The sequence below is a fragment of the Serratia sp. JSRIV004 genome, from assembly GCF_019968705.1.
Lineage (GTDB): Bacteria > Pseudomonadota > Gammaproteobacteria > Enterobacterales > Enterobacteriaceae > Chania > Chania fonticola_B.
The window spans coordinates 1,658,202-1,681,786 of record NZ_CP074140.1; the positions used below are offsets into that span (position 1 = coordinate 1,658,202).

The window sequence follows — 23,585 nt, forward strand, 5'->3', positions numbered from 1 at the left end:
ATCATGAAAGTAGGCTTTATTGGTTTAGGGATCATGGGCACGCCAATGGCGGATAAGCTGATCGCAGGCGGCCATCAGCTGTATGCCAACACCTTGCATCAGGTTCCGCCGGAGCTGGTGGAAAAAGGGGCCATCGCCTGTGCTACTCCCAAGCAGGTGGCCGAGCAGGCTGACGTCATTTTCATTATGGTGCCCGATACGCCTCAGGTGGAAGAGGTGTTATTTGCGGCCAATGGCTGTGCCGAAGCGCCGCTCAAAAACAAGATCCTGGTGGATATGAGTTCTATCTCGCCGCTGGAGACCAAGGAGTTTGCCAAACGCATCAACCAACTGGGCGCCGATTACCTGGATGCGCCGGTCTCCGGTGGCGAAGTCGGGGCCAAGCAGGGCAGCTTGACCATTATGGTCGGCGGTGACGAAGGCGTATTTGGGCGGGTAAAACCGTTGCTGGCCCTGATGGGGAAAAACATTACGCTGGTGGGCGGCAATGGCGACGGCCAGACCTGCAAGGTCGCCAACCAGATTATTGTGGCCCTGACGATCGAAGCGGTATCCGAAGCGCTGATATTTGCTGCCAAAGCGGGTGCCGATCCGGCACGGGTCCGTGAAGCGCTGATGGGCGGCTTTGCCTCATCGCGCATTCTGGAAGTGCACGGTGAGCGGATGATTAAACGGACCTTTGAGCCGGGCTTCCGTATCTCCCTGCATCAAAAGGATCTCAATCTGGCGCTACAGGGTGCGAAGTCGTTGGCGCTCAGTTTGCCAAATACCGCCACTTGCCAGGAACTGTTCAATCTCTGTGCGGCCAATGGGGCCAAAGATCTCGACCATTCCGCGTTGGTACAGGCGTTGGAAATTATGGCTAACCATAAAGTGGCTGGCTAAAGAGTAAGGCTTAACAAGTTGCAGGTGCCTTCCGCCTGCAACTTGAATTCTGGCTATCGTATATTTGTTTAATGGTTATATTCCTGTCTGTCTTGGCCGTATTGGTATTTGACTAATATAAAGATTAGAACATCGGTTTGTTGTAGTGATAATAAGCAAAAAATTACCTACGCTATTTTCTTATATAATATAAGAAGGACCTGTCATGGAATCTATTAGCAATAAGCAGAGAGAGATTTACCAACGGCGCGGCTATCATGAGGATCTATTACCCAAAGAAGCGGATAAAAAAACCTGGAAGGGAATTAACTATTTTACCTTGTGGATGGGTTCGGTACATAACGTTCCCAACTATGTGGCCGTCGGGGGCTTCTTTATTCTTGGGCTTTCCACCTTAAGCATTATGGCCGCCATTATTCTCAGCGCCTTTATTATTGCCTTTGTGATGGTGATGAACGGCGCTGCCGGTTCGAAATACGGTATTCCTTTTGCCATGATCCTACGTGCCTCTTATGGCGTGCGTGGCGCGTTGTTTCCAGGGATCCTCAGAGGCTGCGTGGCCGCCATCATGTGGTTTGGCTTGCAGTGTTACGCAGGCTCGCTGGCCTTCCTGATCCTGATTGGCAAACTGTGGCCACAGTTTCTGACCTTGGGTGGGGATTTCAACCTGTTGGGGATCGGCCTGCCTGGGCTGATTGCCTTCCTGATTTTCTGGGCGGTGAACGTGGCTATCGGCCTGGGTGGTGGCAGCATTCTTAACAAGTTTACCGCGATCCTCAACCCCTGCATCTACGTGGTGTTTGGCGGCATGGCCATTTGGGCTATCTCCATCGCTGGCCTGGACAACATCATCGCCTATGTTCCAGCCAATGCTATAACGACTAACAACGGCGGCTTCATGTTCCTGGTGGTGATCAATGCGGTGGTGGCGGTATGGGCCGCTCCGGCGGTCAGCGCCTCGGACTTTACCCAGAATGCCAGCAGCTTCCGCCAGCAGGCTTGGGGGCAAACGCTGGGTCTGGTTGTGGGATATCTATTATTTGCCGTCGCCAGCGTCTGTATCCTGGCCGGGGCCAGTATTCATTACGGGGTTGATACCTGGAACGTGCTGGATATCGTGCAGAAATGGGACAGTATTTTCGCCTCGGTGTTTGCGGTGCTGGTGATCCTGATGACGACCATCTCCACCAACGCGACCGGTAACATCATTCCTGCGGGCTACCAGATTGCCGCCATCGCACCGAAAAAACTCACCTACAAAAATGGCGTGGTGATTGCCAGCATCATCAGCCTGATTATCTGCCCGTGGAAACTGATGGAGAATCAGGAAAGTATTTACCTGTTCCTGGATGTGATCGGCGGAATTTTAGGGCCGGTGATTGGCGTGATGATGGCGCATTATTTCATCGTGATGCGCAGCGAGATCGACCTAGACACCTTATATATCGAACCCGGTAATTATAAATACTACGATAACGGCTTTAACAGCGTGGCGTTTATTGTAACGCTGTTTGCCGTGTTGCTGTCGTTGGGCGGTAAGTTCATTGAGATACTCGAACCTTTATCACGGGTTTCCTGGTTTATTGGCGTTATCAGCGCATTCTGTTTATATGCGCTACTCAAAAGTAGAACAGTAGTTAATCGGCAAGAATATACCTGAAGTGAATATGAGAAAGAAGTCAATAACCCTAAGCGTAATAATATGATACTTTAATTTCACGAAGGAGCATGATTATGTCATACGATTTAATTATCAAGAACGGTAAGGTTGTTTTAGAACATGATGCCATCATTACCGATATCGCGGTTAAAGAAGGTAAGATTGCTGCCATCGGCAATGGTCTTACCGGCGCTAAAACGGAGATTGATGCCAGCGGAATGGTGGTGGCACCGGGCATGATCGACGCCCATGCGCATATGTCCGAACCGGGCCGTACCCATTGGGAAGGGTATGAAACCGGTACGCGTGCTGCGGCCAAGGGCGGTATCACTACTATGGTCGAAATGCCGCTCAACCAGCTGCCAGCCACGGTGGACAGAGCCTCGATAGAAATGAAGTTCTCGGCCGCAGAAGGCAAGCTCACCATCGATGCGGCCCAGTTTGGTGGCCTGGTTTCCTACAACCTGGATCGGCTACATGAACTCGATGAGATTGGCGTGGTGGCCTATAAATGCTTTGTAGCGACCTGTGGCGATCGCAGCGTCAGCAATGACTTCCGCGACGTGAACGACTTTGAATACTTCAAAGGTTTGCAGACCTTGGCCAAGCTGGATCAGTTGGTGGCGGTACACGCCGAAAACGCCCTGATTTGCGATGCGTTGGGGGAAGAGGCCAAGGCGGAAGGACGCGTAACGGCACACGATTATGTTGCCTCTCGCCCGGTATTTACCGAAGTTGAAGCGATCCGCCGGGTGCTGTATCTGGCCAAGGTCGCGGGTTGCCGCTTGCATATTTGCCACGTCAGTAGCCCGGAAGGGGTGGCAGAAGTGACTCGCGCTCGTCTGGAAGGGCAACAGGTCACCTGTGAGTCCTGCCCGCACTACTTCGTGCTGGATACCGACCAGTTTGAGGAAATTGGCACCCTGGCCAAGTGTTCACCGCCGATCCGCGATGCGCAGAACCAAAAAGGGCTGTGGGATAAGCTGTTTAACGGTGAGATCGACTGCCTGGTGTCCGACCACTCGCCATGCCCACCGGATATGAAAGCGGGCAATATCATGCAGGCCTGGGGCGGGATCGCCGGGATACAAAACTGCGTCGATATCATGTTCGATGAAGCGGTGCAGAAAAGGGGCATGTCACTGCCGGTGTTTGCCAAATTGATGGCGACCAACGCCGCCGATATTTTTGGTTTGAAGCATAAGGGGCGCATTGCTGTAGGGAAAGATGCCGATCTGGTGTTCATTCAACCCAACAGTAGCTACGTACTGGCTAGCGGCGATCTCGAGTATCGCCATAAGGTCAGCCCGTATGTGGGGCGGAAAATCAACGCCCGGGTGGCCAAAACCCTCCTGCGTGGCGAAGTGATTTACGATATCAAGGCGGGCTTTGGCGTTCGTCCGATCGGTAAATTTGTGCTTAAACATCAGCAATAACAGATGTTAATCAGCGCCCGTCACCGGGCGGGCGCATGAATGATGAGATATTGGATATGAAGGAAGCACCCATGAACGGGTTATGTGCCAGTCGTAGCAGTTGGTTATCGGGCTTGCAGTGGTTCTTTTTCATTTTCTGCAATACGGTGGTGATCCCGCCGACCCTGCAATCGGCATTCAACCTCTCCGCCGGCGTGACCTTTTGTATTACCCAATATACCTTTATCTCAACGGCGCTGGCCTGCCTGGCGCAGGTGTTTTTGGGCCATCGGCGAGCCATTATGGAAGGGCCAACGGGGTTATGGTGGGTGACCATTTTAACTCTGACCCTGGCGGAAGCGGCCAACGGCACGCCGCTGCCAGAAATTGGTGGCAGCCTTGCGGTGGGGATCCTGATCTCTGGCATTTTGACCATCCTGATTGGGGTTAGCGGCTTGGGGTTTCACCTGGCACGCCTGTTCCGTCCGGCGGTGATGGCTACGTTTATGTTTTTGCTGGGGGCGCAGTTAATCACCATCTTTATGAAAGGGATGCTGGGGTTACCTTTTGGCGTTTATACCGGCGTCGTGACCATTAACTACCCGGCCTTTTACTGGGCGTTGACGGTGTTGCTGCTGATTATCGCCATTATTGCCTTTTTACCGCGGGCGATCGGCAAATATGCGCTGTTAATCGGCACCCTGGTTGGCTGGGGCGTTTACAGCTGGTGGTTTGCACCTACCGGAACGCCTATCACGGGCAGCGATTGGGTGCTGTTCCCACTCGGGTGGCCGCAGGAATTACATGGGGGAATTGTGATCAGCGCCGTCCTGACCGGTTTGGTCAACGTGTCGAATAACTTTGCCGCCATTCGCGGCACCGATATTTTTTATGCGGACGGCCCGGCGGGCAGAAGCCTGTTCCGGCGTAGCTTTATGGTTTCAGGCGGACTGACTTGCCTGGCTGCTCCACTGGGCGTGGTGCCTTTCTCGCCTTTTGTCTCTTCCATTGGCCTGCTGACCCAGACACAAGACAGCAGCCAGCGCTCGTTTATTATTGGCAGCGTGGTATTCCTGTTGGTGGGGATGTTGACGCCGCTAGCGCAATTTTTTTGCAGTATTCCGCTCACGGTCAGCAGTGCCGTTATGTTGGCCTCTTATCTGCCTCTGCTGTTCTCCTCGGTGCTGTTTATCAACAAGATCGAATTGAATAGCCGCAACATTTATCGGCTGGCGCTACCGCTGTTTTTGGGCGTATTCCTGATGAGTATGCCTTCCTCCTTCTGGCAGGGGGTACCGATCACCATCAGGCCGCTATTCAGCAATGGCCTGTTGGTTGGTGTGCTGCTGGCGGTGTTGGTTGAGAATAGTATTCCGTGGGATAAGGTAAAACCACGTTAGCATTTATAATACAGCAATTAATCAATATTGTTTAAATTCCCACCGCCCTGTCTTTAATAACCAGGGCGAGTTAATCCAATGACAGTGAAATAAAATCTGAAATAGCAGGATGCCAACCAAGGAGATCCGATATGGCGACCAATAATGCTGCGATTGATCAAGCTATTCTGGCCAGTCCCGACAAGGCTAAACTCTACCGTAAAATAGCCTGGCGAATTATGCCGATATTACTGATTAGCTATATCGTCGGTTATCTTGATCGCGTGGGGATATCATTTTCAAAGTTCCAAATGATGCCGGATATTCTGCAAGGTAATGTGTCGATGGCGGAGGCGGTTTATGGCCTCGGTGCCGGCGTATTTTTTATTGGTTATATTATCGCCGGTGTACCCAGTAATATCTTACTGAGTAAGTATGGTGCGCGGAAGGTCATTGCCCTGTTGATGTTGGTATGGGGCACGATCTCAATGCTGAGTATTTTTATTACCAATCCCACACAGTTTTATCTGGCACGATTCCTGCTGGGGTTAGCCGAAGCCGGCTTTTATCCGGGGGTGATCCTCTATCTGACACTGTGGTTCCCTTCAAGCCAGCGGGCAAAAATGACGGCGTTGTTTGTTTGCGGGATACCGGTAAGTAACATCATTGGTGGGCCACTTTGCGGTTGGATTATTGAAAACATGAATGGCATGTTTGAGCTGTCCGGTTGGCAATGGTTATTCTTTATCAGTGGGCCGCGTGCATTACTGATTGCGGTCGTCATTTTCTTCTTCCTGGATAATACCTATCAGAGTGCTAAGTGGCTCAGTCCACAAGAAAAAGAGATGATCACTCAAGATATGGCGCAGGGAACATCGAAAAAAGTGGGTGCTGATGGTACTGCACAGGAGTGGACAATGAAGACCATGCTGAAGTCTTCCGCCTTCACGAAAATGTGGTTGATCTGTTTCTGCACGGTGATGGGGCAAGGGGGATTGGCCTTCTGGGTGCCAACCATGATCCGTGATACGGGGGTAAGCTCGGTGTTGGATATCGGTTTGCTGACCATGCTGCCGTATATGCTGGCCGTTGTCGCTATGCTAATGGCTGCGCGCAGCTCTGACAAACATCGAGAAAGGCGTTGGCATATTATTGTTCCTTTCTGTATTGCTGCGGTTTCGTTGATCTTTATCGGCCTGTTCCCAGATAATAAAGTCATCGTAATGGTGGCATTATGTATTGCCGTCGCCTCCAGCCTGGTGCCTTCGCCCCTTTTCTGGAGTTTGCCAAATGCTATCTTTACCGGTACCTGCGCTGCCGCTGGGATAGCGTTAATTAACTCGATTGCCAATATAGGGGGCTTTATTTCTCCTTATATTATTGGTTACTTTAAAAATACTACGGAAAGTAATCTGGTCGCGATGTGTGTGCTATCCAGTATGATGATACTGGGGGCAATACTGACCTATAGCGTTCCGGCAAAACTGGTTAATAAATAATAGCCGATAGAATATCGGTTACTGATAGTCGCTCCGATTGATAAAAAACCATGCTCTCTCTGCCTATGTGGTGATCTATTTCATTGGCAGATGGGTATGGTTTTTTTATTGCCTAATGGTGAAGAGGGTAATGTTTATGGTGGTGATATTAAAAGTGGGGAGAATAATAGGTGACCCGGTGTTGGGAAGATTGATTGCTGAATGAACAATAAGACTCTGATTCAATCAAATAGGCCACGCGAAACTCAACGTGGCCTTGAAGCGGGGTTAGAAATCGACGTCGCGGTTGCAGTCTTTCGAGTAGATATAGCTAAACTCTTCCTGGCCCACCGCATAACCGGCTTGCGGAACGTAGGCAGCCATAAAGATGTAATCCCCTTTCTTGACCGGGATCCACTCGTTATCCAGGTTATACACCCCAGCACCGCTGAGAATATATGCGCCATGTTCCTGCACGTGGGTCTCGATGTAGCCATGGCTGGCACCTGGCTTGAAGGAGAGGATATGAATGTTCATATCGAACCCCAGATCCTTAGGCAGCAGATCTTGCAGGATCACATCGCTCATCCCTTCATAGTGAATTCTTTCCAGCTTGTTGACGTTGTTGCTTACCACATGGGCTTCATAGCCCTTGATACGGTTGTAGACACGTTTGTAGAGGAACAGCTGGCTTGGCTTGCCGCCGTTGGTGTTCTCCAGGCGCAGCATCACACCGGCAGGGCAATACAGATAGCCGCCGGTGGTGAGTGGATAATCGGTGCTGTCGGCTGACGCGGTGATGTTACCTTCGATAACGTAGACCAAGGTTTCAATATTCTCACCGCCAAAGCCTTGCTGGTTACGGCCGCCATCATGCAGCGTCACCAGATAATCGACAAAAGTGGCGCCCAGTTTCGGGGTGGCAAGAATGGTGACGTCGCAATTCTCGAAGCCAGGAATGATGTTACGCACCAGGCCATCGGGTGGGATCACGGCATAGTTGTCGCGTTTGATAATGGAGCGCGAAGCCAGGATATCTTTTGGATAGCCAATCTGATTATTGATATAACCCACGTTAATTCTCCTGATTAGTCAGGGCCGCAGCCCTACAACAAAAATTATGCTTGTGCCGCCGTTTGGCGATTGTTTTTCTGTTTCATCAATACGTTGACGGTAAAGAAGATCACGGTGCCGATCAGCAGGATGGCGGCCGAGATATAGAAGCCCATCACCTTGGAGCCGGTGCTGTCGGAGATCACCCCGGTGAGGAATGGAGCAATCACCGAAGAGGACATGCCGAAAAAGTTAAACACGCCAAAGCTGGTGCCATAGCCTTTCTTCGGAGCGTTATCTGCCACGAAGGAGATCATGATCGGATCCACCGCCAGCTTGCCGAGCAGGCCGTAAAGGATCAGGCTGACCAGCAGGGTAGTGGAGTCCGGTGAGATCACGGTGCAGACCAGCGTCACGGCGGCACAGATTTGCAAGAAGATGATCAACTGCACTTTCTTGGCGCGGAAACGGTCAGACATACGGCTGAAGAACAGCGCCCCGGGCACGGAGGCAAAGGCCACCAGTGCGGCAGAGAAGCCGATGGCCACGCCTTCGAACCCACGTTCCTGTTGCAGGAAGGAAGGTAGCCAGGTCACGATCATGTAGTAGCCATAGCAGGTGGCGAAATACATCACGTAGGCGGAAATCATCCGCAGGCTGAACAACCCACTGGCTTCCTCGGTCTCTTCCACAGTCGTGGCAGCAGAGGCCGCCGGGCTGGCGGCCAGAGAAGCGGTGTAGGAGCCCCCCTTGATCACCAGGAAGAACACCACCGTCATTATCACCAGCAGGCCGGTGATGATAAACAGCATGATTTGCCAGTCCATCCCCATGCTTTTCACCAGCAGGCTGGAAGCGATCAGGCCAATGGCCATCCCCAGCGCAGAACCGCTGTTGATAATAGCGGTAGCCAAACCACGACGTTCCAGCGGAATGTTTTCTGATGACAGCGAGTATGCCGAGCCGTAGTAAGAGCCACAGCCCATCCCGGCCAGCAGGCTACCGGCGTAGATCATAGTCAGGCTGGTGGCGTTGCCGATCAGCAAGGTGGCGATGATGAACAGGCAAAAGCCTGGGATCAGCACGACCTTTTTGCCGAACTTATCCACCAGGATCCCGGCCGGGATCTGCATCCCGGTATAGGCAAAGAAGTAGAAGCTGGCGATCAGGCCCATCTCGGCGTTGGAATGCGAGCCGATGGTCGCCTGGATCTCAGGGAAGATCGGTGTCAGCACCGTGCGGTAAATCCAGATCACCGCCCAGCCCAGGCACAGGACCACCACGATTTTTTTCCAGTACAGCGGATCAAACCCGGTGTTGGAGGCGGTTTTGCTGTTGCTCATAGGCGGGCTCCCTGCTCGGTATAGGCCAGTTGATATAAGGTATGCGCCAGAATTTTCACCCCTTCGGCCAGATCGGACAGTTCGGTTTTCTCCGCCGGGTTATGGCTGATACCGGCAATGCTTGGCACAAACATCATCACCGTCGGCACGTGTGGGGCAAAAATCTGTGAGTCGTGACCTGCACCGCTGTGGATCATGCGGTAGTTCATCTTATGGCTTTCACACAGATGGCTGACGCAGGCCAGCAGCTGTTTGTCCATTGGGATCGGCGTTTCATCCATCCACAGGTCGATCTCGACCTCAATGCCCATTTCGGCACAGATACGCTGTATATCGGCTTCGATTTCTTGGGTAAAACGCAGCAGCGTCGCTTTGTCGGTGTGGCGGCAATCCAGGGTGAAATGAGTGAAACCAGGCACGACGTTGACGGTGTTAGGCTTGGGCTCGACCTTGCCAAAGGTCAGCACCAGCGGGTCGCCTTCCGCTTTGGCCTTGGCGATGGATTCGCAGCAGATCCGGCTGAAGGCATAAACGGTGTCCTTACGGTAGCCCATCGGCGTGGTGCCTGCGTGGTTGGCCTCGCCCTTGAGTTTGATATCGTAGCGGCGCTGGCCGACGATACTGGTGACCACACCAATGGTTTTTCCTTCGGTCTCCAACACTTTGCCCTGCTCGATATGCAGTTCAACGAAGGCGGCGATATCTTTGCGCAGCGGCTGGTCTTGCGGGCGGAAGTCAAAGCCTGCGCTATGCATGGCGTCAACGAAATTCACGCCTTTGGCATCACAGATGCTTTTGACTTCTTCCGGGCGAGCGGAGCCGATAATGTTTTTACTGCCCCAGAAAACGTAAGGGAAACGGCTGCCTTCCTCCTCGGCCAGCGAGATGACTTCCAGCGTGCGCAACGGCGCGCCGTAGGTCTCTTTCAGATGTTTGATCGCCAGATAGGCGGCTTCGATGCCAAACTGACCATCAAGGTTGCCGCCGTTGACGACCGTATCGATATGCGAGCCAGAAAGGATCACCTGATCGGGATATTTGCTGCCCTGCAGGCGGCCGGATAAATTGCCGACGGCATCAAAAGAGGTTGTCAGACCGGCGGTTTCAAAAGCCTGCTTCAGCGCCCGTTGGGCTTCCACCCACTCAGGGGTATACAGCAAGCGCGTCATGCCACCGCTGGGATCTGCCCCGATCTTGGATAACCAGCCAGAAGTTTCACTAATTTCTTGTTGGAAATTCTTCATATTTATCTGCCTGCTTGTAACGTCCCTGAGACATGCGCCAATTCAGCTTTGTCGGGAGGGTTGATAAGGAAAATGGCGGTGAAAATAGCTTTTCTCCGCCTGATTTAATTAATCTGACGATTAACTGGCAAACGGATCTTTATGGTCGTAGGAACGCTGGTAAATATCGTCAGAAATCAGGTATTGATAAATGTCGTCAACAATATCGATGCCATTCTTTTCATTTTCTATTTCACGCATATGGCTACCCTGGCCAGGATAGAGCACTTGTTTCACGCCAGGTGCCGGTTTGATTTCGTTCAATTCTCTCATTACCTGGCTGATATGTTTGCGGAAGGTCACTTCGTTGGTGAAATAGCTTGGGTTGAGCACGATATGCAACTGGCCCAATTCCCGGCCTGCGCTTAAATCGTGATACATCGAGCTGACGTGTTTACCGAACGGCAGGCCAAGCAACACGCCGGATAGAATATCGACCATCATCATCAGGCCGTAACCTTTTGGCCCGGCGATAGGCAACAGCCCGCTGACGGCGAAAGGATCGGTGGTGTTTTTGCCTTCGCTATCTACCGCCCAGGTATCCGGGATTGGCACGTTGCGTGAGCGGGCGTCCAGCACCTTTCCCCAGGCCTGAACCGTGGTGGCCATATCGAAGGTCATGATGTCGTCGCCTTCGGCCGGTGCCGAGAAAGCGATGGGATTGGTGCCGTAATAGACCTCTGCGCCGCCATAAGGGACAACCATCGGATCCGACTGACACACTGAGATGCCAATCATGCCCGCATGGGCGGCCTGTTGCACAAAGTAAGACAGCGCACCACTGTGGCCGATGCGGCGAACGCCTACCACCGCTACGCCGTTCTCTTTCGCCATTTCGATGGCGCGATCCATACTCAGTTTGGCCGCGACGTGCCCGGCACCGTTGTCGCCATCAAAAACTGCGCTGCAAGGGCCGGTTTTTTCAAAGGTGAAATGCGGGTTGTTATTGGTGCCGCCTTTGCTGATGCGTTCAGAATAATATTCTACCCTCACCGCGCCGTGGGAATGGATCCCGCGCGCATCCGCATGGACCAAAACGTCCGCGACAATCCCGGCGTGTTCCTGGCTTAGGCCTGCAGAATGAATTTTATTTTGAATCAGTTGATGCAGTTGCTGCTTAGAGACTTTCATAGACAGTCCTTTCATTACTACGGTTTATTTAAACTATCTCTAACGCCTACTGTATAAACCTGGGGCTGTAATAATGTGATCCAGACGGCTATTATTTTATTGGCTTAAATTTTCGTTGAATGGCATTACCATTGTTAGATTATTTTTAACAAAGCGCCGTCTTTCTGACGATTGAATTCAATTAATCCCCGCCGGACTTGATGATTTTTTCTAACAATGGGCAAAGTGTGATGAGACTCACCTTCGTCAACGGGTTTTATTTGTAGCTTGGCCAATAAGAATATGGGGTTTGAAATAACTAGGTGACTAAAAATATCTGAGAACGCCCATTGCGAAGTTCACATGCTGTTTTAAGGATATCACTATGATCCATGCTTTTATAAAAAAAGGGAGCTTTCAGGATTCCGTCAGCCTGATGCTAATTTCCCGTAAGCTCAGTGAATCACCCAACGTCGAAGAAATATCGGTCATGATGGGGACGCCGGCCAATAAATCCTTACTTGAAGCGACCGGCTTCTGGCATCCGCAATTTAGTGAAGCGACTCCCAATGATATTTGCGTGGCGATCAAGGCGGAATCTGCCGATGACAGCATCACCGCACAAATCGGTGAAGCGTTAGACCTGGCGTTGAAAGCCATCGCCCAGGGGCAGCAGGGGGGTAAACGCCTGCTCAAGGCACGCAGTTGGCGCATGGCGCGGCAGAAGCTGCCGGATGCCAATATGGTGCTGATCTCCATTGCCGGGGAATATGCGGCGCAACTGGCCGATCAGGCACTGGACGATGGCTGCAACGTGATGATGTTTTCCGACAACGTCAGCGTTGAGCAGGAAGTGGCGCTAAAAACCAAGGCGCGTGACAAGGGCCTGATCGTGATGGGGCCAGACTGTGGCACGGCCAATATTGCCGGGGCACCGCTGGCCTTTGCCAACGTCGCTCCTAAAGGCATGATCGGCATCATTGGCGCTTCGGGAACGGGTATCCAGGAGCTGACCTCACAAATTACCCTGGCCGGGCAGGGTGTCTCTCACGCCATTGGCTTGGGTGGGCGTGATTTAACCGCCGAAATCGGTGGCATCAGCGCTATCAGCGCACTGCGTATGTTGGCGGCCGATCCGCAAAGCCAGGTGTTGGCGTTTGTCTCCAAGCCTCCGGCCGAAGCGGTACGCCAACGGGTTATCAATGAGATGAAGACCCTTGGCAAGCCGGTTGTCGCGTTGTTCCTTGGTGCCAAGAACGCACTGAAGCAGGAAGATAACATCACCTTTGCCGCGACGTTGGATGAAGCCGCCCGCCTGGCAGCGATGTTGGCAAACGTGCAGCAAATGGCCGCACAGCAACCTGCGGTATGCGGTGGCAAAATCTCCGGTCTGTATGCCGGTGGCACGCTGGCGGCGGAATGCGCCATGTTGCTGGCCGATCGGTTGGGCGTGGAGGCCGACAGCAAGCATCAGCATGGCTCAATGCTCAACGCCGACGGGCACCGCATTATCGATATGGGGGACGATTTCTACACCCAGGGTAAACCGCACCCGATGATCGACCCGTCTACCCGTAATCAGGAAATCGCTCGCCTTGCTCAGCAGCCGCAGATTGGCGTGTTGCTGCTGGATGTGGTGATTGGCTATGGCGCCCAGGAAGATCCCGCAGATTCTTTGGCTACCGAAGTCAAACGCGTACGCGAACAGCGTGGTACGGCCCATCCGCTGGCAGTTATCGCCACGGTGACAGGCACCGAACAAGATCCCCAGCAGCGTTCCAAACAGATTGCCACGCTCAACGAGGCGGGCATTGCCGTGATGAATTCGCTGCCTGAAGCGGTAGCGCTGGCCTGCCAGTTAATCGCCCCTCCAGCGCAGGGTACTAACGAACCCGCACCCGCCATGCTGGCCGGTGTTTCCGTGATCAATGCAGGCTTGCGTAGCTTTGCCGACGATCTGCAAACCAACGAAATTTCAGTGGTGCATTACCAATGGGCTCCGGTGGCCGGTGGTAATCAACGATTGGCTAACATACTGAAAAATTTAAAGTAAGGGATTGATATGTACGCAACTATTGAACAAGCAAACGCTGCCGTTATCGCCAGGATCCGTGAAGCCCGCCCACATTGGCAGGATGTTGATTTAGCGAAAAACCTGATCCCGCAGTTGGCACAGGGGAGAAAACTGCTGCATGCCGGGCCGCCGGTCACCTGGGCGGAAATGAGCGGCCCGGTACGCGGTGCCTGTATTGGGGCCTGCCTGTTTGAGCAGTGGGCTGACAGCGAGCAACAGGCGCTGGCGCTGCTGGAGAACGGCGAGATTGAGTTTATCCCTTGCCATAACGTCAGTGCCGTTGGCCCGATGGGTGGCATCACCTCGGCGCATATGCCGCTAGTGGTGGTGAAAAACACCGTTCATGGTAACCATGCCTACTGCAACCTGAACGAAGGGATCGGTAAGGTGATGCGCTTTGGTGCCTATGGGCCAGACGTGCAGGCGCGCCTGCGCTGGATGCGTGACTCACTGGCACCGGTACTGAAAGAAGTGCTGGCCACCTTCGATGAGGGGATTGACCTCACCGCCGTCATGGCTCAGGCCATCACCATGGGGGACGAGTTCCACCAGCGTAATATCGCAGCGTCGGCGCTGCTGATGCGTCTGCTGGCCCCGAAAATCAGCCTGCTTGAGCGGGACAACGTTGAACTGGCCAAGGTCATGCAATTCCTCAGCATCACCGATCAGTTCTTCCTCAACCTGGCGATGGCCTATTGCAAGGCGGCCATGGATGCCGGGGCCGAGATTAAACAAGGCACCATCGTGACGGTAATGACCCGTAACGGCAAAAACTTTGGCGTCAAGATCAGCGGCATGGGTGACCAATGGTTTACCGCGCCGGTCAATACGCCGGAAGGCCTGTTCTTCTCCGGCTATAGCCAGGCCGACGCCAACCCGGATATTGGCGATAGCGCCATTACCGAGACCTTCGGCATTGGCGGCGCGGCCATGGTCGCTGCACCAGGCGTGACCCGCTTTGTCGGTGCCGCAGGGGGTATGAGTGCCGCGACAGATATCTCCGAAGAGATGGCCGAGATTTACCTGGAACGCAACATGATGCTGCAAATCCCAACCTGGGACTTCCAAGGCGCCTGCTTGGGTCTGGATGCCCGTCGGGTGGTGGAAACCGGTATCACGCCGTTGATCAACACCGGGATTGCCCACCGTGAAGCCGGGGTTGGGCAGATTGGTGCTGGTACCGTGCGTGCTCCATTAGGCTGCTTTGAAAAAGCCATCGAAGCGCTGGCAGAAAAGCTGGGCATCAGCGCGTAACAACCGGTTCGCCCGGAGGTAACTCCGGGCTAGGGAGCAAGTTATGGACATCACCGCGTTAGCCATCAGCCGCTATGCCACGCAAGATTACGGTCCGTTACGCTGTGTGGGGCGTTTCAACAATGCCATCAACTTTCTCTCGCCCAACGATCGGTTACTGACGCTGCACCGTGAAGGACGTGGGCTTAGCCCGATGGGCTGGGAAATTGGCGACGACGACTTCGATGAAATCTTTGACAGCCTGCCTGCAGCCCAGCATTGCCAGCTTTCAGCGACGGGGATTGAGCTTGAGGACATTGCCATCTACCGCCAGGGGAGGTGTTTGGATCTCTGCCTGAAGGTGAGCGGAGAAATTGCGTTGCCGCCATTGGCTACCGCGATCGCCGATGTTGATGCCCAGACCGGCCTGTTTGGCCGCCTGGATAGCCTCGTTGATCAACCGCATTGCCTGGAAATTCGCGAGCTACAGCAGCACTTTACCGCCTGGTTGTTGGGGCAGAAAGTAGACTGGAGCCTCGTGCTTGGCAAAGGCCCTGGCTTGACGCCAAGCAATGATGACACAGTGCTGGGCATGTTGCTGGCGGCTCATCTCGATAGCCGCGTGGATGTCGCAAGGTTGCCGTCCTTTTTTGCCGCCAGCCAACCTTTAAACCAGCTGACCACCCTGGTCAGCGTCCACTATTTGCAGTTTGCCGAGCAGGGGATCTTCTCCACCCCGGTACAACTTCTGGCACATGCCTTACTCAGGCCCCAAGAATTACCCGCGGCCATCAACGACATGTTGGCAACCGGCCATTTTTCCGGTGCGGACACGCTATTGGGCGTTTTACTGGGCGTCATGGTTATCAATCGTCTTTATTAATTCATCAGCGCAAAACCATACCAAGTGTCGTTCGGTATGGGCTGTTATTACTTAAAAAATGGATATCCGAATGGAAACGTTAGTTATTGCCTTGGGGGGCAACGCCCTGTTAAAGCGTGGCGCGGTGTTATCTGCAGAGAATCAGTACCAGAGCATTGCGCTAATTGCCGATGCCATTGGCAAGCTGGCCAAGAAATACCGCATCGCCATCGTGCACGGTAACGGCCCGCAGGTAGGGTTGCTGGCGCTGCAAAACCTGGCCTATCGCGATGTTCCTCCTTATCCGCTCGATATTCTGGTGGCGGAAAGCCAGGGCATGATCGGCTATATGTTGGCCCAGCAGCTTGGGGCGTTCCATCCTGCTCAGCCGGTATCCACGTTGCTGACTCGCGTCTTGGTAGACAGCGAAGATCCGGCGTATCGGGAACCCAGCAAATTTATCGGGCCGGTTTATGAGCCACAGCAGCAAGCCGAGCTGGAACAAAAGTATGGCTGGAGCATGAAGCTGGATGGGAAATACCTGCGCCGGGTGGTGCCTTCCCCTGAACCGAAAAAGATCGTCGATATTGAAGCGATCAATCTGCTGTTGGCGAAAAACCACATCGTGATTTGCAACGGCGGTGGCGGCGTTCCGATGGTGGCCAGCGCACAGGGAATGATCGGCAGCGAAGCGGTGATCGACAAGGATCTGGCCTCTGCATTACTGGCCGAAGCCCTGGATGCCGATCACCTGGTGATCCTCACCGATGCGGATGCGGTGTATCAGCACTGGGGCACGCCGCAGCAAAAAGCCATTCGCTCGGCCACCACCCAAGAGCTGGCCCCGATGGCGGTAGCCGATGGTTCGATGGGGCCAAAAATCATGGCGGTCAGCCGCTTTGTCCAGCGTAGCGGCAAGGTGGCACATATCGGTGCTCTGCAAGATATCGAGTCGGTACTGGCAGGCACCGCGGGGACATTAATTACGCCGTAATACTGGGTGGGCCTAGCGGCCCATCAACCAAGGGAAAATGAATATGCAAACTATAAAAACAGAGCGAGTGCCCTATTGGATTAAAACCGTCGTGATCTTCTTCCTCGGCTGGGTGGTTATCTATGCCGGGCGTTCGGTACTTAGCCCCATCATGCCGCAGATCCAAACCGAGTTCGGGCTGTCAAAAAGCCATCTGGGCTTAATCAGCAGCCTGTTCTTTCTGACCTACACCCTTTTACAGGTGCCTGCCGGACTATTGGGCGACCGCTTGGGCAGAAAACGCATTCTGGTTAGCGGCTTTATGCTGTTTGCGCTGTTTATCGCTGCCGTCAGCATCTCATCCAACTTTCTGATTTTCATCGTGCTGTGGATGCTGACCGGCGCTTCGCAAGGCGTCTATTATGGCCCGCAGTATGCGCTTTCTTCCGAGGCCATCCCCAAGAAATGGATCACCTTGGGCAGTGCGGTGATCGGCAGTGGGATGTCGTTTGGTATCGCGCTGGGGTATTACCTTTCCAGCTTTATGATCGAGCATTTTCATACTTCGTGGAAGATGCCGTTCCTGGCGATGGCGGTTCCGGTATTGATTGTGGCGCTGCTGATGCTGTTTTTCATTCGGGAAAAAGCGCCGCAAAGTGCGGGCGATACCCCAGCCGCTACAGCAACAAAGAGCGAATTCAGTTTCCTGGATCTGTTTAAAAACCGTAACCTGCTGATGGCCTATATCACCATCTTTTGCTCGATCTACGGCTTCTTCGTGATCATTACCTGGCTGCCGTATTACCTGCAAAAAGAACGCGGCATGGATATTGTGCACGCCGCCAGCATCGCCTCCATCGTACCGTGGATCTCGGTACTGGGGACGCTGATTTGCAGCTATATCTCCGACAAGTTGGGCCGCAGAAAACCGGTGGTGCTGTTTATGCTGCCTTTCTCACTGCTGGCGATCTTCGGCATCGTCTATTCCACCAGTGAAGCGGCGTTGATTGGCGTATTGGTGCTGTATGGGTTTATAGGTAAAATCAGCCTCAACCCGGTACTGATCGCACTGGTGGCAGACAATGCACCGCGTGCCGCGCTCAGCACCGCTTTCGGGCTGTATAACTTCTTTGGCATGGCGGCATCGATCTTTGCACCTTACGTGACCGGCTTTATTGCCGACAGCACGGGGACGCTGAATGCGGGGTTCTACTTTGCCGCGATGATCACGGTGGTGGGTTTTATCGCCATGCTGTTTGTCAAAGAGGGGAAACCGGCGCAGGAGGCTTGATGTTTCATGCGGGGCGCAACCGTGCGGCTGCGCCCATGTTCGATTAATACAGCAGTGAATACAGCTGGCGACGGTATTTGGCGGCCAGCGCATCGCCAGTCCCCAGTGCGGCCAGAATATCCATCAAGGTCTTGCGGGCGCTACCGTTAGCCGCCGCCAAATCCTTTTTCAGATGACCCATCAGCAATTCCAGCGCTTCTTCGTTGCGGCCAACCTGATGCAGTTGCAAGGCTAGCTGCACGGCCAGCTCGACGTTTTCCGGCTGTTGCTGAACCTGCTGCTGCAACTGCTGAATTTCTGGCGTATCGGCAGCCTGTTTCATCAGCTCAATCTGCGCCACCAGGCCGAGGTAACGGGTATCGCGATCCTGCAATGGAATGGTCGCCAGCACCGCTTCGGCATCATCCGTCTTGTTCAGGGCGATCTGGGTTTCCGCCAGCGTCAGGCCGATATCGCTGCGCTGATTGCTGAGACTCCAGGCATCTTTCAGCAAAGGCAGAGCTTCTGCTGCACGGTCTTCCTGCAATAGCTCAGTGGCTTCCGCCAGCTTGAGGTCTTCGGCTTTTGGCAGGAAACGCTGCAGGAATTCGCGGATCATCTCTTCCGGCTGCGGCCCTTGGAAACCATCAACCGGCTGGCCATCCTTGAACAGATAGACGGTTGGCAGGGAACGCAGGCCAAACTGGGCGGCGATTGCCTGCTCGGCATCGCAATCCACCTTCGCCAGAACGAACTGACCTGCGTATTCCGCCGCCAGTTTATCCAGTATCGGGGTGAGCTGCAGACAGTGCTGGCTGCGATCCGACCAGAAGTAGAACAGCACCGGCTGGGACATGGACTGTTCCAGAGTCTGGTGCAGGTTAGTTTCGTTAATATCAACAACGGCTTGAGCTAGCATGGTTTCTCTCTAATCTGATCTTGCGGAGCCAATCTACTCTAGATGGGGGCAAAGCGGCGCGCTTCAACCCTTGGCCCCCGTTTGCTTAACCATTACTGCGCAATAACCAGTCCAGTGCACGGCCCGGCAGCAGGCGGCGCAGGATGCTCATGGTATGCGCCAGCAGAGTAACCGGGTAGCGCAGCTTGGCTTTGGGGCTTTCCAGCGCGTGGCGCAGCTTCGGTAACACCGCTTCGGCAGGCAGCGTCAAACGCTTGGCGATGCTTGGATTGTGCACCGGTTTATCGCTCTGCGCCTGATTGACGTTCTGGGTGAAATGGGTCGTCAGCGGGCCTGGCTCGATCAGGCTGACCTGAATGCCGCTGCCGTGCAGCTCCATACGCAACGCGTCCGACCAGGCTTCCAGCGCAAATTTGCTGGCGGCATAGGCCCCACGCCCGGCGCTGGAGATTAACCCCATCACCGAACTGGTCTGAATAATGCGCCCTTCACCATGCGGCAGCATGGCTGGCAGCAGCAACTGGGTGAGCTGGTGGGTGCCAAACAGGTTGGCGGAGAATTGCCGTTCCAGCTGTTGGCGTGAAACCGAGCTGAGTGGCCCGTAAACGCCGAAACCGGCATTGTTGAACAGACCGTACAGCCGCCCGTTGGTCAGCTCGATCACCTGCGCGGCGGCGCGTTCTACGCTGGCGCTATCGTCCAGATCCAGCTCAATGCCTTCCAGCCCAAGCTGGCGCATATTTTCCACATCTTCCGGCTTACGGCAGGCGGCCAGCACGCGATAGCCACGGTTACGCAGATCTTGCGCTGCAATCAATCCTATCCCGCTGGAACAGCCGGTTATCAATACCGCTTTTTGCATAACTTTACCTAGTAGCTAACCCTATTCAGTTAGACTCATGTTTAACTAGTGGTTCCAGCTGTTGCGCCATCCAGGTGGCGATAAACGGCTGGGCATCCTGATTGGGGTGCAAACCGTCATCCTGCATCCATTCCGGTTTGATCACCACCTGTTCCATATAAAACGGCAGCAGCGGGATGTTGAACTGCTTGGCCAACGCAGGATACAGCGCCCCGAAGGCCTCGGTGTAGCGGCGGCCATAGTTTGGCGGAATATGAATTTGCATCAGCAGCGGTTTGGCCCCCGCCTGCAAAACCAGCGTGATAATCTGGTTGAGGTCGCGCTCGATATCCGCAGCCGGGAAGCCGCGCAGACCATCGTTGGCCCCCAGCTCGATCAGCACCCAGCGGGGCTGATGTTGTTTCAACAGCTCGGGCAAGCGTGCCAGCCCCTGAGCGGCGGTGTCACCGCTGATACTGGCATTGACCACGGTCGGGTGGCCAGGTTGTTTCTGCCACTCATCGGCCAGGCGAGTGGCCCAGGCCTGCGCTACCGGCAACCGATAGCCAGCACTTAAACTGTCGCCCAAAATCAATAAGGTATCGGCCGCGACAGCACGTAAACTGAATAATCCCAACAGCAAAAGGAAGGGAAGATGCCAGCGGAAAACGTTCTTGAAGTTCATCATCTTAGTAAACACGTTGGTCAGGGTGAGCATCAGCTTACCATCCTTACCGGAGTCGAGCTGGTTGTCAAACCCGCGCAGACAATTGCGCTGATCGGCGAGTCCGGTTCGGGGAAATCGACCTTGTTGGGCATCCTTGCCGGGCTGGACGACGGCAGCGAAGGCGAAGTTAGCCTGCTGGGGGAATCGCTGACCGCGCTGGATGAAGAAGGGCGAGCTGCGCTGCGGGCAAAAAACGTCGGTTTTGTGTTCCAGTCTTTCATGCTGGTCCCCACCTTGAACGCGTTGGAAAACGTACAACTCCCTGCGCTGCTGCGTGGTGAAAGCGATCGTCAAAGCCGGGACCAAGCGGTGCAACTGTTGGAACAGCTGGGATTAGGCAAGCGTCTTAATCACCTGCCAGCGCAACTTTCCGGCGGGGAGCAACAGCGTGTGGCGTTGGCACGGGCGTTCAGTGGCCGCCCTCGGGTGCTGTTCGCCGATGAACCCACCGGCAACCTGGATCGCCAGACCGGTGAGCGCATTGCCGATCTGTTGTTCTCCCTCAACCGCGATTTCGCCACCACACTGATCCTGGTCACCCATGACGAGACCCTGGCGGCTCGCTGTCAGCGGCGGCTGCGCTTGCGTGAAGGCAAGCTGTGGGAGGAAGCATGATTTGGCGTTGGTTCTGGCGTGAATGGCGTTCGCCTTCGCTGCTGATCGTCTGGCTGGCGCTGACGCTGTCGGTGGCCTGCGTGTTGGCACTGGGCAGCATCAGCGATCGCATGGACAAAGGCTTGAGCCAGCAAAGCCGCGACTTTATCGCCGGGGATCGGGTATTGCGTACCGCGCGCCCGGTGCCGGAAGGCTGGCTGCTCGATGCCCAACAACAGGGGCTGAAAGTCAGCCGCCAGCTCTCTTTTACCACCATGACCTACGCAGGGGATCGTCCGTTACTGGCCAACGTCAAGGCTACTGATGCGGCCTATCCGCTGTATGGGCAGTTGGAAACCCTGCCAGCCAATCTCAAACCTGTGCCGGGCAGCGTGCTGGTGGCTCCGCGTCTGTTGGCATTATTGGATATCAAGGTCGGCGACAATCTGGAGGTGGGGGATACCACGTTACGCATCGCCGGTGAAATCGTGCAGGAGCCGGATTCTGGCTTCAATCCGTTCCAGACTGCACCTGGCATTATCATCAATCTGGCCGATGTGGATAAAACCGGAGCGGTACAGCCGGGCAGCCGCCTGACCTACCGTTATATGTTTGCCGGTGCGCCAACCGATATTCAACGCTATGAAGAACGTCTCAAACCGCAGCTCAAACCCGATCAGCGCTGGTATGGGTTAGAGGAATCCGGCAGTGCGTTAGGCAAATCGCTACAGCGTTCCCAACAGTTCCTGCTGCTTTCGGCATTGCTGACCTTGCTGCTGTCGATTGCCGCCGTAGCGGTAGCCATGAGTCACTATTGCCGCAGCCGCTATGACCTGATTGCGGTGCTGAAAACCCTGGGGGCTGGCAGAAAGGCGCTCAGCAAGCTGATTATTGGCCAGTGGTTGGCGGTGTTACTGCTGGCGGGAACCTGCGGCAGCGTGATTGGTCTCGGGTTTGAAGCGGTGTTAATCCGCTTGTTGGCACCGGTGTTGCCGGGGGAACTCCCCGCAGCCGGGGGCTGGCCGTGGCTGTGGGCGATGGGGGCTCTGGTCATGATTTCTCTGCTGGTTGGGTTGCGCCCGTACCGACAACTGCTGGCGACTCAGCCACTGCGCGTACTGCGCCGGGATGTGGTGGCTAACGTCTGGCCTTTGCGTTACTTCCTGCCAGCTACTGCGGTGATTGTGGTCGGGCTACTGACGGTATTAATGGGGGCAAGTACGCTACTGTGGGCCATTCTGGCCGGTATGGTGGTGCTGGCCTTGCTGCTAGGGGGAATAGGCTGGGGCAGCCTGTTGCTGCTGCGGCGCATCACGCTGAAAAATCTGGCGCTGCGGTTGGCGGTGAATCGCCTGTTGCATCAGCCTTGGGTGACGATCAGCCAGTTAGCGGCGTTCTCGCTGTCGTTTATGCTACTGGCCCTGCTGCTGGTCTTGCGTGGCGATCTGCTCGATCGCTGGCAACAACAGTTACCGCCGGACAGCCCGAACTATTTCCTGCTGAATATGACCACGGCACAGGTTCCACAGGTGAAAGCCTTCTTGCAACAGCATCAGTTGCATGAGGAAACCTTCTATCCCATCGTGCGTGTACGCCTGTCTGAAATTAACCAGCAGGTGGCGACGGAGCGGGTGCATGAAGACGATCCCGGTGGCGAGGCGGTGAACCGTGAACTGAATCTGACCTGGCAAAGCGATCTGCCGGATCATAACCCGTTGACGGCAGGCACCTGGCCGCCGAAAACCGGCGAGGTCTCGATGGATGAAGGGATCGCCGGCAGGCTCAAGATCCAGCTGGGCGATACCTTGACGTTCAGCGGCGATACTCAATCGTTCAGTGCCAAAGTCACCAGCCTGCGGCAGGTGGATTGGGAAAGCCTGAAGCCGAACTTTTACTTTATCTTCCCGCCGGGTGCATTGGACGGCCAACCACAAACCTGGCTGACCAGCTTCCGCTATGACGGTGACGGCAAGGTGCTGACCCAGCTTAACCGCCAGTTCCCAACCCTGAGCCTGCTGGATATCGGTTCGATCCTCAAGCAGGTCGGCGGCGTGTTGCAGCAGGTGAGCAGGGCGTTGGAGGTGATGGTGGTGCTGGTGGTGATCTGCGGCGGTCTGTTGTTGATGGCTCAGGTACAGGTAGGGATGCGGCAACGTAGGCAGGAGCTGGTGGTTTACCGCACGCTAGGCGCAGGTAAACGCCTGCTGCGCGGTACGCTGTGGTGCGAGTTTGCGTTGCTTGGGCTGGTAGCCGGGATCGCGGCGGCGGTGGGGGCAGAAGCGGCGCTTTGGCTGTTGCAGACCAAGGTGTTCGACTTCCCGTGGGCACCTACGCCGGTGCTGTGGTGGGCGTTACCGCTGCTGAGTGCCTTGCTGCTCTCGCTGTGTGGCGGCTGGCTTGGCGTGCGCCTGCTGCGCGGCCGGGCGTTGTTCCGCAGCTACGAAGGGTAAACGGCGAATAAAAAAGGGTTCAGCGTGGCTGAACCC

19 protein-coding genes are annotated in these 23,585 nt (G+C 54.7%); 12 read left to right on the forward strand and 7 right to left on the reverse strand.

The features are described 5' to 3' along the window. Positions 1-3: 3 nt before the first annotated feature. The 5 genes from glxR to KGP21_RS07825 all read left to right on the forward strand — a co-directional run bounded on the left by glxR (position 4) and on the right by KGP21_RS07825 (position 6,838). Entirely contained in the window at positions 4-885 is an 882-nt protein-coding gene (glxR, locus tag KGP21_RS07805; protein ID WP_021180090.1) for a 2-hydroxy-3-oxopropionate reductase, read from the forward strand. A 205-nt stretch (positions 886-1,090) separates the two neighbouring features. After that, a complete protein-coding gene (locus KGP21_RS07810; protein WP_209523114.1) occupies positions 1,091-2,545 on the forward strand; it encodes a putative allantoin permease in 1,455 nt (484 codons plus the stop codon). Between the two features lie 74 nt (positions 2,546-2,619). After that, on the forward strand, positions 2,620-3,981 hold the full coding sequence (gene allB / locus KGP21_RS07815; protein ID WP_094981171.1) for an allantoinase AllB: 1,362 nt from the start codon (positions 2,620-2,622) through the stop codon (positions 3,979-3,981). A 71-nt stretch (positions 3,982-4,052) separates the two neighbouring features. After that, on the forward strand, positions 4,053-5,360 hold the full coding sequence (locus KGP21_RS07820) for a uracil/xanthine transporter (RefSeq protein WP_059200047.1): 1,308 nt from the start codon (positions 4,053-4,055) through the stop codon (positions 5,358-5,360). A gap of 131 nt (positions 5,361-5,491) precedes the next feature. Beyond that, complete coding sequence (locus KGP21_RS07825) at positions 5,492-6,838, forward strand: MFS transporter (protein WP_021805432.1); 1,347 nt, start codon at positions 5,492-5,494, stop codon at positions 6,836-6,838. 267 nt (positions 6,839-7,105) lie between these two features. Here the strand turns inward: KGP21_RS07825 and allE are convergent, their stop codons facing one another. The 4 genes from allE to allD all read right to left on the reverse strand — a co-directional run bounded on the left by allE (position 7,106) and on the right by allD (position 11,627). Beyond that, a complete protein-coding gene (gene allE / locus KGP21_RS07830; protein ID WP_024486475.1) occupies positions 7,106-7,891 on the reverse strand; it encodes a (S)-ureidoglycine aminohydrolase in 786 nt (261 codons plus the stop codon). Positions 7,892-7,935: 44 nt separating this feature from the next. Next, entirely contained in the window at positions 7,936-9,213 is a 1,278-nt protein-coding gene (locus KGP21_RS07835) for an MFS transporter (protein WP_209528405.1), read from the reverse strand. Then, entirely contained in the window at positions 9,210-10,457 is a 1,248-nt protein-coding gene (allC, locus tag KGP21_RS07840; RefSeq protein ID WP_021805429.1) for an allantoate deiminase, read from the reverse strand. The genes KGP21_RS07835 and allC overlap by 4 nt, the downstream gene beginning before the upstream one ends. A 120-nt stretch (positions 10,458-10,577) precedes the next feature. Beyond that, positions 10,578-11,627, reverse strand: a complete 1,050-nt coding sequence (allD, locus tag KGP21_RS07845; protein ID WP_059200051.1) for an ureidoglycolate dehydrogenase — start codon at positions 11,625-11,627, stop codon at positions 10,578-10,580. Between the two features lie 364 nt (positions 11,628-11,991). Here allD and KGP21_RS07850 point away from each other — a divergent pair, with 364 nt between their 5' ends. From KGP21_RS07850 to KGP21_RS07870, 5 genes are all read left to right on the forward strand, one after another. Further along, positions 11,992-13,659 (forward strand): acyl-CoA synthetase FdrA, encoded by a 1,668-nt coding sequence (locus KGP21_RS07850; protein WP_021805427.1) that lies wholly within the window; start codon positions 11,992-11,994, stop codon positions 13,657-13,659. Positions 13,660-13,668: 9 nt separating this feature from the next. Continuing rightward, a complete protein-coding gene (locus tag KGP21_RS07855) occupies positions 13,669-14,934 on the forward strand; it encodes a DUF1116 domain-containing protein (RefSeq protein ID WP_021805426.1) in 1,266 nt (421 codons plus the stop codon). 43 nt (positions 14,935-14,977) lie between these two features. Beyond that, positions 14,978-15,796, forward strand: a complete 819-nt coding sequence (locus KGP21_RS07860) for a DUF2877 domain-containing protein (RefSeq protein ID WP_218519766.1) — start codon at positions 14,978-14,980, stop codon at positions 15,794-15,796. A gap of 70 nt (positions 15,797-15,866) precedes the next feature. Further along, a complete protein-coding gene (locus KGP21_RS07865) occupies positions 15,867-16,769 on the forward strand; it encodes a carbamate kinase (protein ID WP_021805424.1) in 903 nt (300 codons plus the stop codon). 43 nt (positions 16,770-16,812) lie between these two features. After that, positions 16,813-18,039 carry an MFS transporter gene (locus tag KGP21_RS07870; protein ID WP_059200055.1) on the forward strand — a complete coding sequence of 409 codons (1,227 nt, stop codon included), beginning with the start codon at positions 16,813-16,815 and terminating at the stop codon, positions 18,037-18,039. Between the two features lie 43 nt (positions 18,040-18,082). On the opposite strand, the gene KGP21_RS07875 is transcribed toward KGP21_RS07870, so the two are convergent. From KGP21_RS07875 to tesA, 3 genes are all read right to left on the reverse strand, one after another. Next, complete coding sequence (locus KGP21_RS07875) at positions 18,083-18,937, reverse strand: co-chaperone YbbN (protein ID WP_021805422.1); 855 nt, start codon at positions 18,935-18,937, stop codon at positions 18,083-18,085. 85 nt (positions 18,938-19,022) lie between these two features. Continuing rightward, a complete protein-coding gene (locus KGP21_RS07880; protein ID WP_021180073.1) occupies positions 19,023-19,799 on the reverse strand; it encodes an SDR family oxidoreductase in 777 nt (258 codons plus the stop codon). A 25-nt stretch (positions 19,800-19,824) separates the two neighbouring features. Then, complete coding sequence (gene tesA / locus KGP21_RS07885; RefSeq protein WP_051363221.1) at positions 19,825-20,463, reverse strand: multifunctional acyl-CoA thioesterase I/protease I/lysophospholipase L1; 639 nt, start codon at positions 20,461-20,463, stop codon at positions 19,825-19,827. On the opposite strand from tesA, the gene ybbA reads away from it, so the two are divergent. Then, a complete protein-coding gene (ybbA, locus tag KGP21_RS07890; RefSeq protein ID WP_037375255.1) occupies positions 20,434-21,120 on the forward strand; it encodes a putative ABC transporter ATP-binding protein YbbA in 687 nt (228 codons plus the stop codon). The two genes, tesA and ybbA, sit on opposite strands and share 30 nt — an antisense overlap. Next, entirely contained in the window at positions 21,117-23,549 is a 2,433-nt protein-coding gene (gene ybbP / locus KGP21_RS07895; RefSeq protein ID WP_209523122.1) for a putative ABC transporter permease subunit YbbP, read from the forward strand. The genes ybbA and ybbP overlap by 4 nt, the downstream gene beginning before the upstream one ends. Positions 23,550-23,585 lie beyond the last annotated feature (36 nt).

What these genes read in the sequence shown, in the direction of transcription:
- glxR (WP_021180090.1), top strand. Translation starts at nt 4, where the DNA reads ATGAAAGTAGGCTTTATTGGTTTAGGGATCATGGGCACGCCAATGGCG.
- KGP21_RS07810 (WP_209523114.1), top strand. Translation starts at nt 1,091, where the DNA reads ATGGAATCTATTAGCAATAAGCAGAGAGAGATTTACCAACGGCGCGGC.
- allB (WP_094981171.1), top strand. Translation starts at nt 2,620, where the DNA reads ATGTCATACGATTTAATTATCAAGAACGGTAAGGTTGTTTTAGAACAT.
- KGP21_RS07820 (WP_059200047.1), top strand. Translation starts at nt 4,053, where the DNA reads ATGAACGGGTTATGTGCCAGTCGTAGCAGTTGGTTATCGGGCTTGCAG.
- KGP21_RS07825 (WP_021805432.1), top strand. Translation starts at nt 5,492, where the DNA reads ATGGCGACCAATAATGCTGCGATTGATCAAGCTATTCTGGCCAGTCCC.
- KGP21_RS07835 (WP_209528405.1), bottom strand. Translation starts at nt 9,213, where the DNA reads ATGAGCAACAGCAAAACCGCCTCCAACACCGGGTTTGATCCGCTGTAC.
- allC (WP_021805429.1), bottom strand. Translation starts at nt 10,457, where the DNA reads ATGAAGAATTTCCAACAAGAAATTAGTGAAACTTCTGGCTGGTTATCC.
- allD (WP_059200051.1), bottom strand. Translation starts at nt 11,627, where the DNA reads ATGAAAGTCTCTAAGCAGCAACTGCATCAACTGATTCAAAATAAAATT.
- KGP21_RS07850 (WP_021805427.1), top strand. Translation starts at nt 11,992, where the DNA reads ATGATCCATGCTTTTATAAAAAAAGGGAGCTTTCAGGATTCCGTCAGC.
- KGP21_RS07855 (WP_021805426.1), top strand. Translation starts at nt 13,669, where the DNA reads ATGTACGCAACTATTGAACAAGCAAACGCTGCCGTTATCGCCAGGATC.
- KGP21_RS07860 (WP_218519766.1), top strand. Translation starts at nt 14,978, where the DNA reads ATGGACATCACCGCGTTAGCCATCAGCCGCTATGCCACGCAAGATTAC.
- KGP21_RS07865 (WP_021805424.1), top strand. Translation starts at nt 15,867, where the DNA reads ATGGAAACGTTAGTTATTGCCTTGGGGGGCAACGCCCTGTTAAAGCGT.
- KGP21_RS07870 (WP_059200055.1), top strand. Translation starts at nt 16,813, where the DNA reads ATGCAAACTATAAAAACAGAGCGAGTGCCCTATTGGATTAAAACCGTC.
- KGP21_RS07875 (WP_021805422.1), bottom strand. Translation starts at nt 18,937, where the DNA reads ATGCTAGCTCAAGCCGTTGTTGATATTAACGAAACTAACCTGCACCAG.
- KGP21_RS07880 (WP_021180073.1), bottom strand. Translation starts at nt 19,799, where the DNA reads ATGCAAAAAGCGGTATTGATAACCGGCTGTTCCAGCGGGATAGGATTG.
- ybbA (WP_037375255.1), top strand. Translation starts at nt 20,434, where the DNA reads ATGCCAGCGGAAAACGTTCTTGAAGTTCATCATCTTAGTAAACACGTT.
- tesA (WP_051363221.1), bottom strand. Translation starts at nt 20,463, where the DNA reads ATGAACTTCAAGAACGTTTTCCGCTGGCATCTTCCCTTCCTTTTGCTG.
- ybbP (WP_209523122.1), top strand. Translation starts at nt 21,117, where the DNA reads ATGATTTGGCGTTGGTTCTGGCGTGAATGGCGTTCGCCTTCGCTGCTG.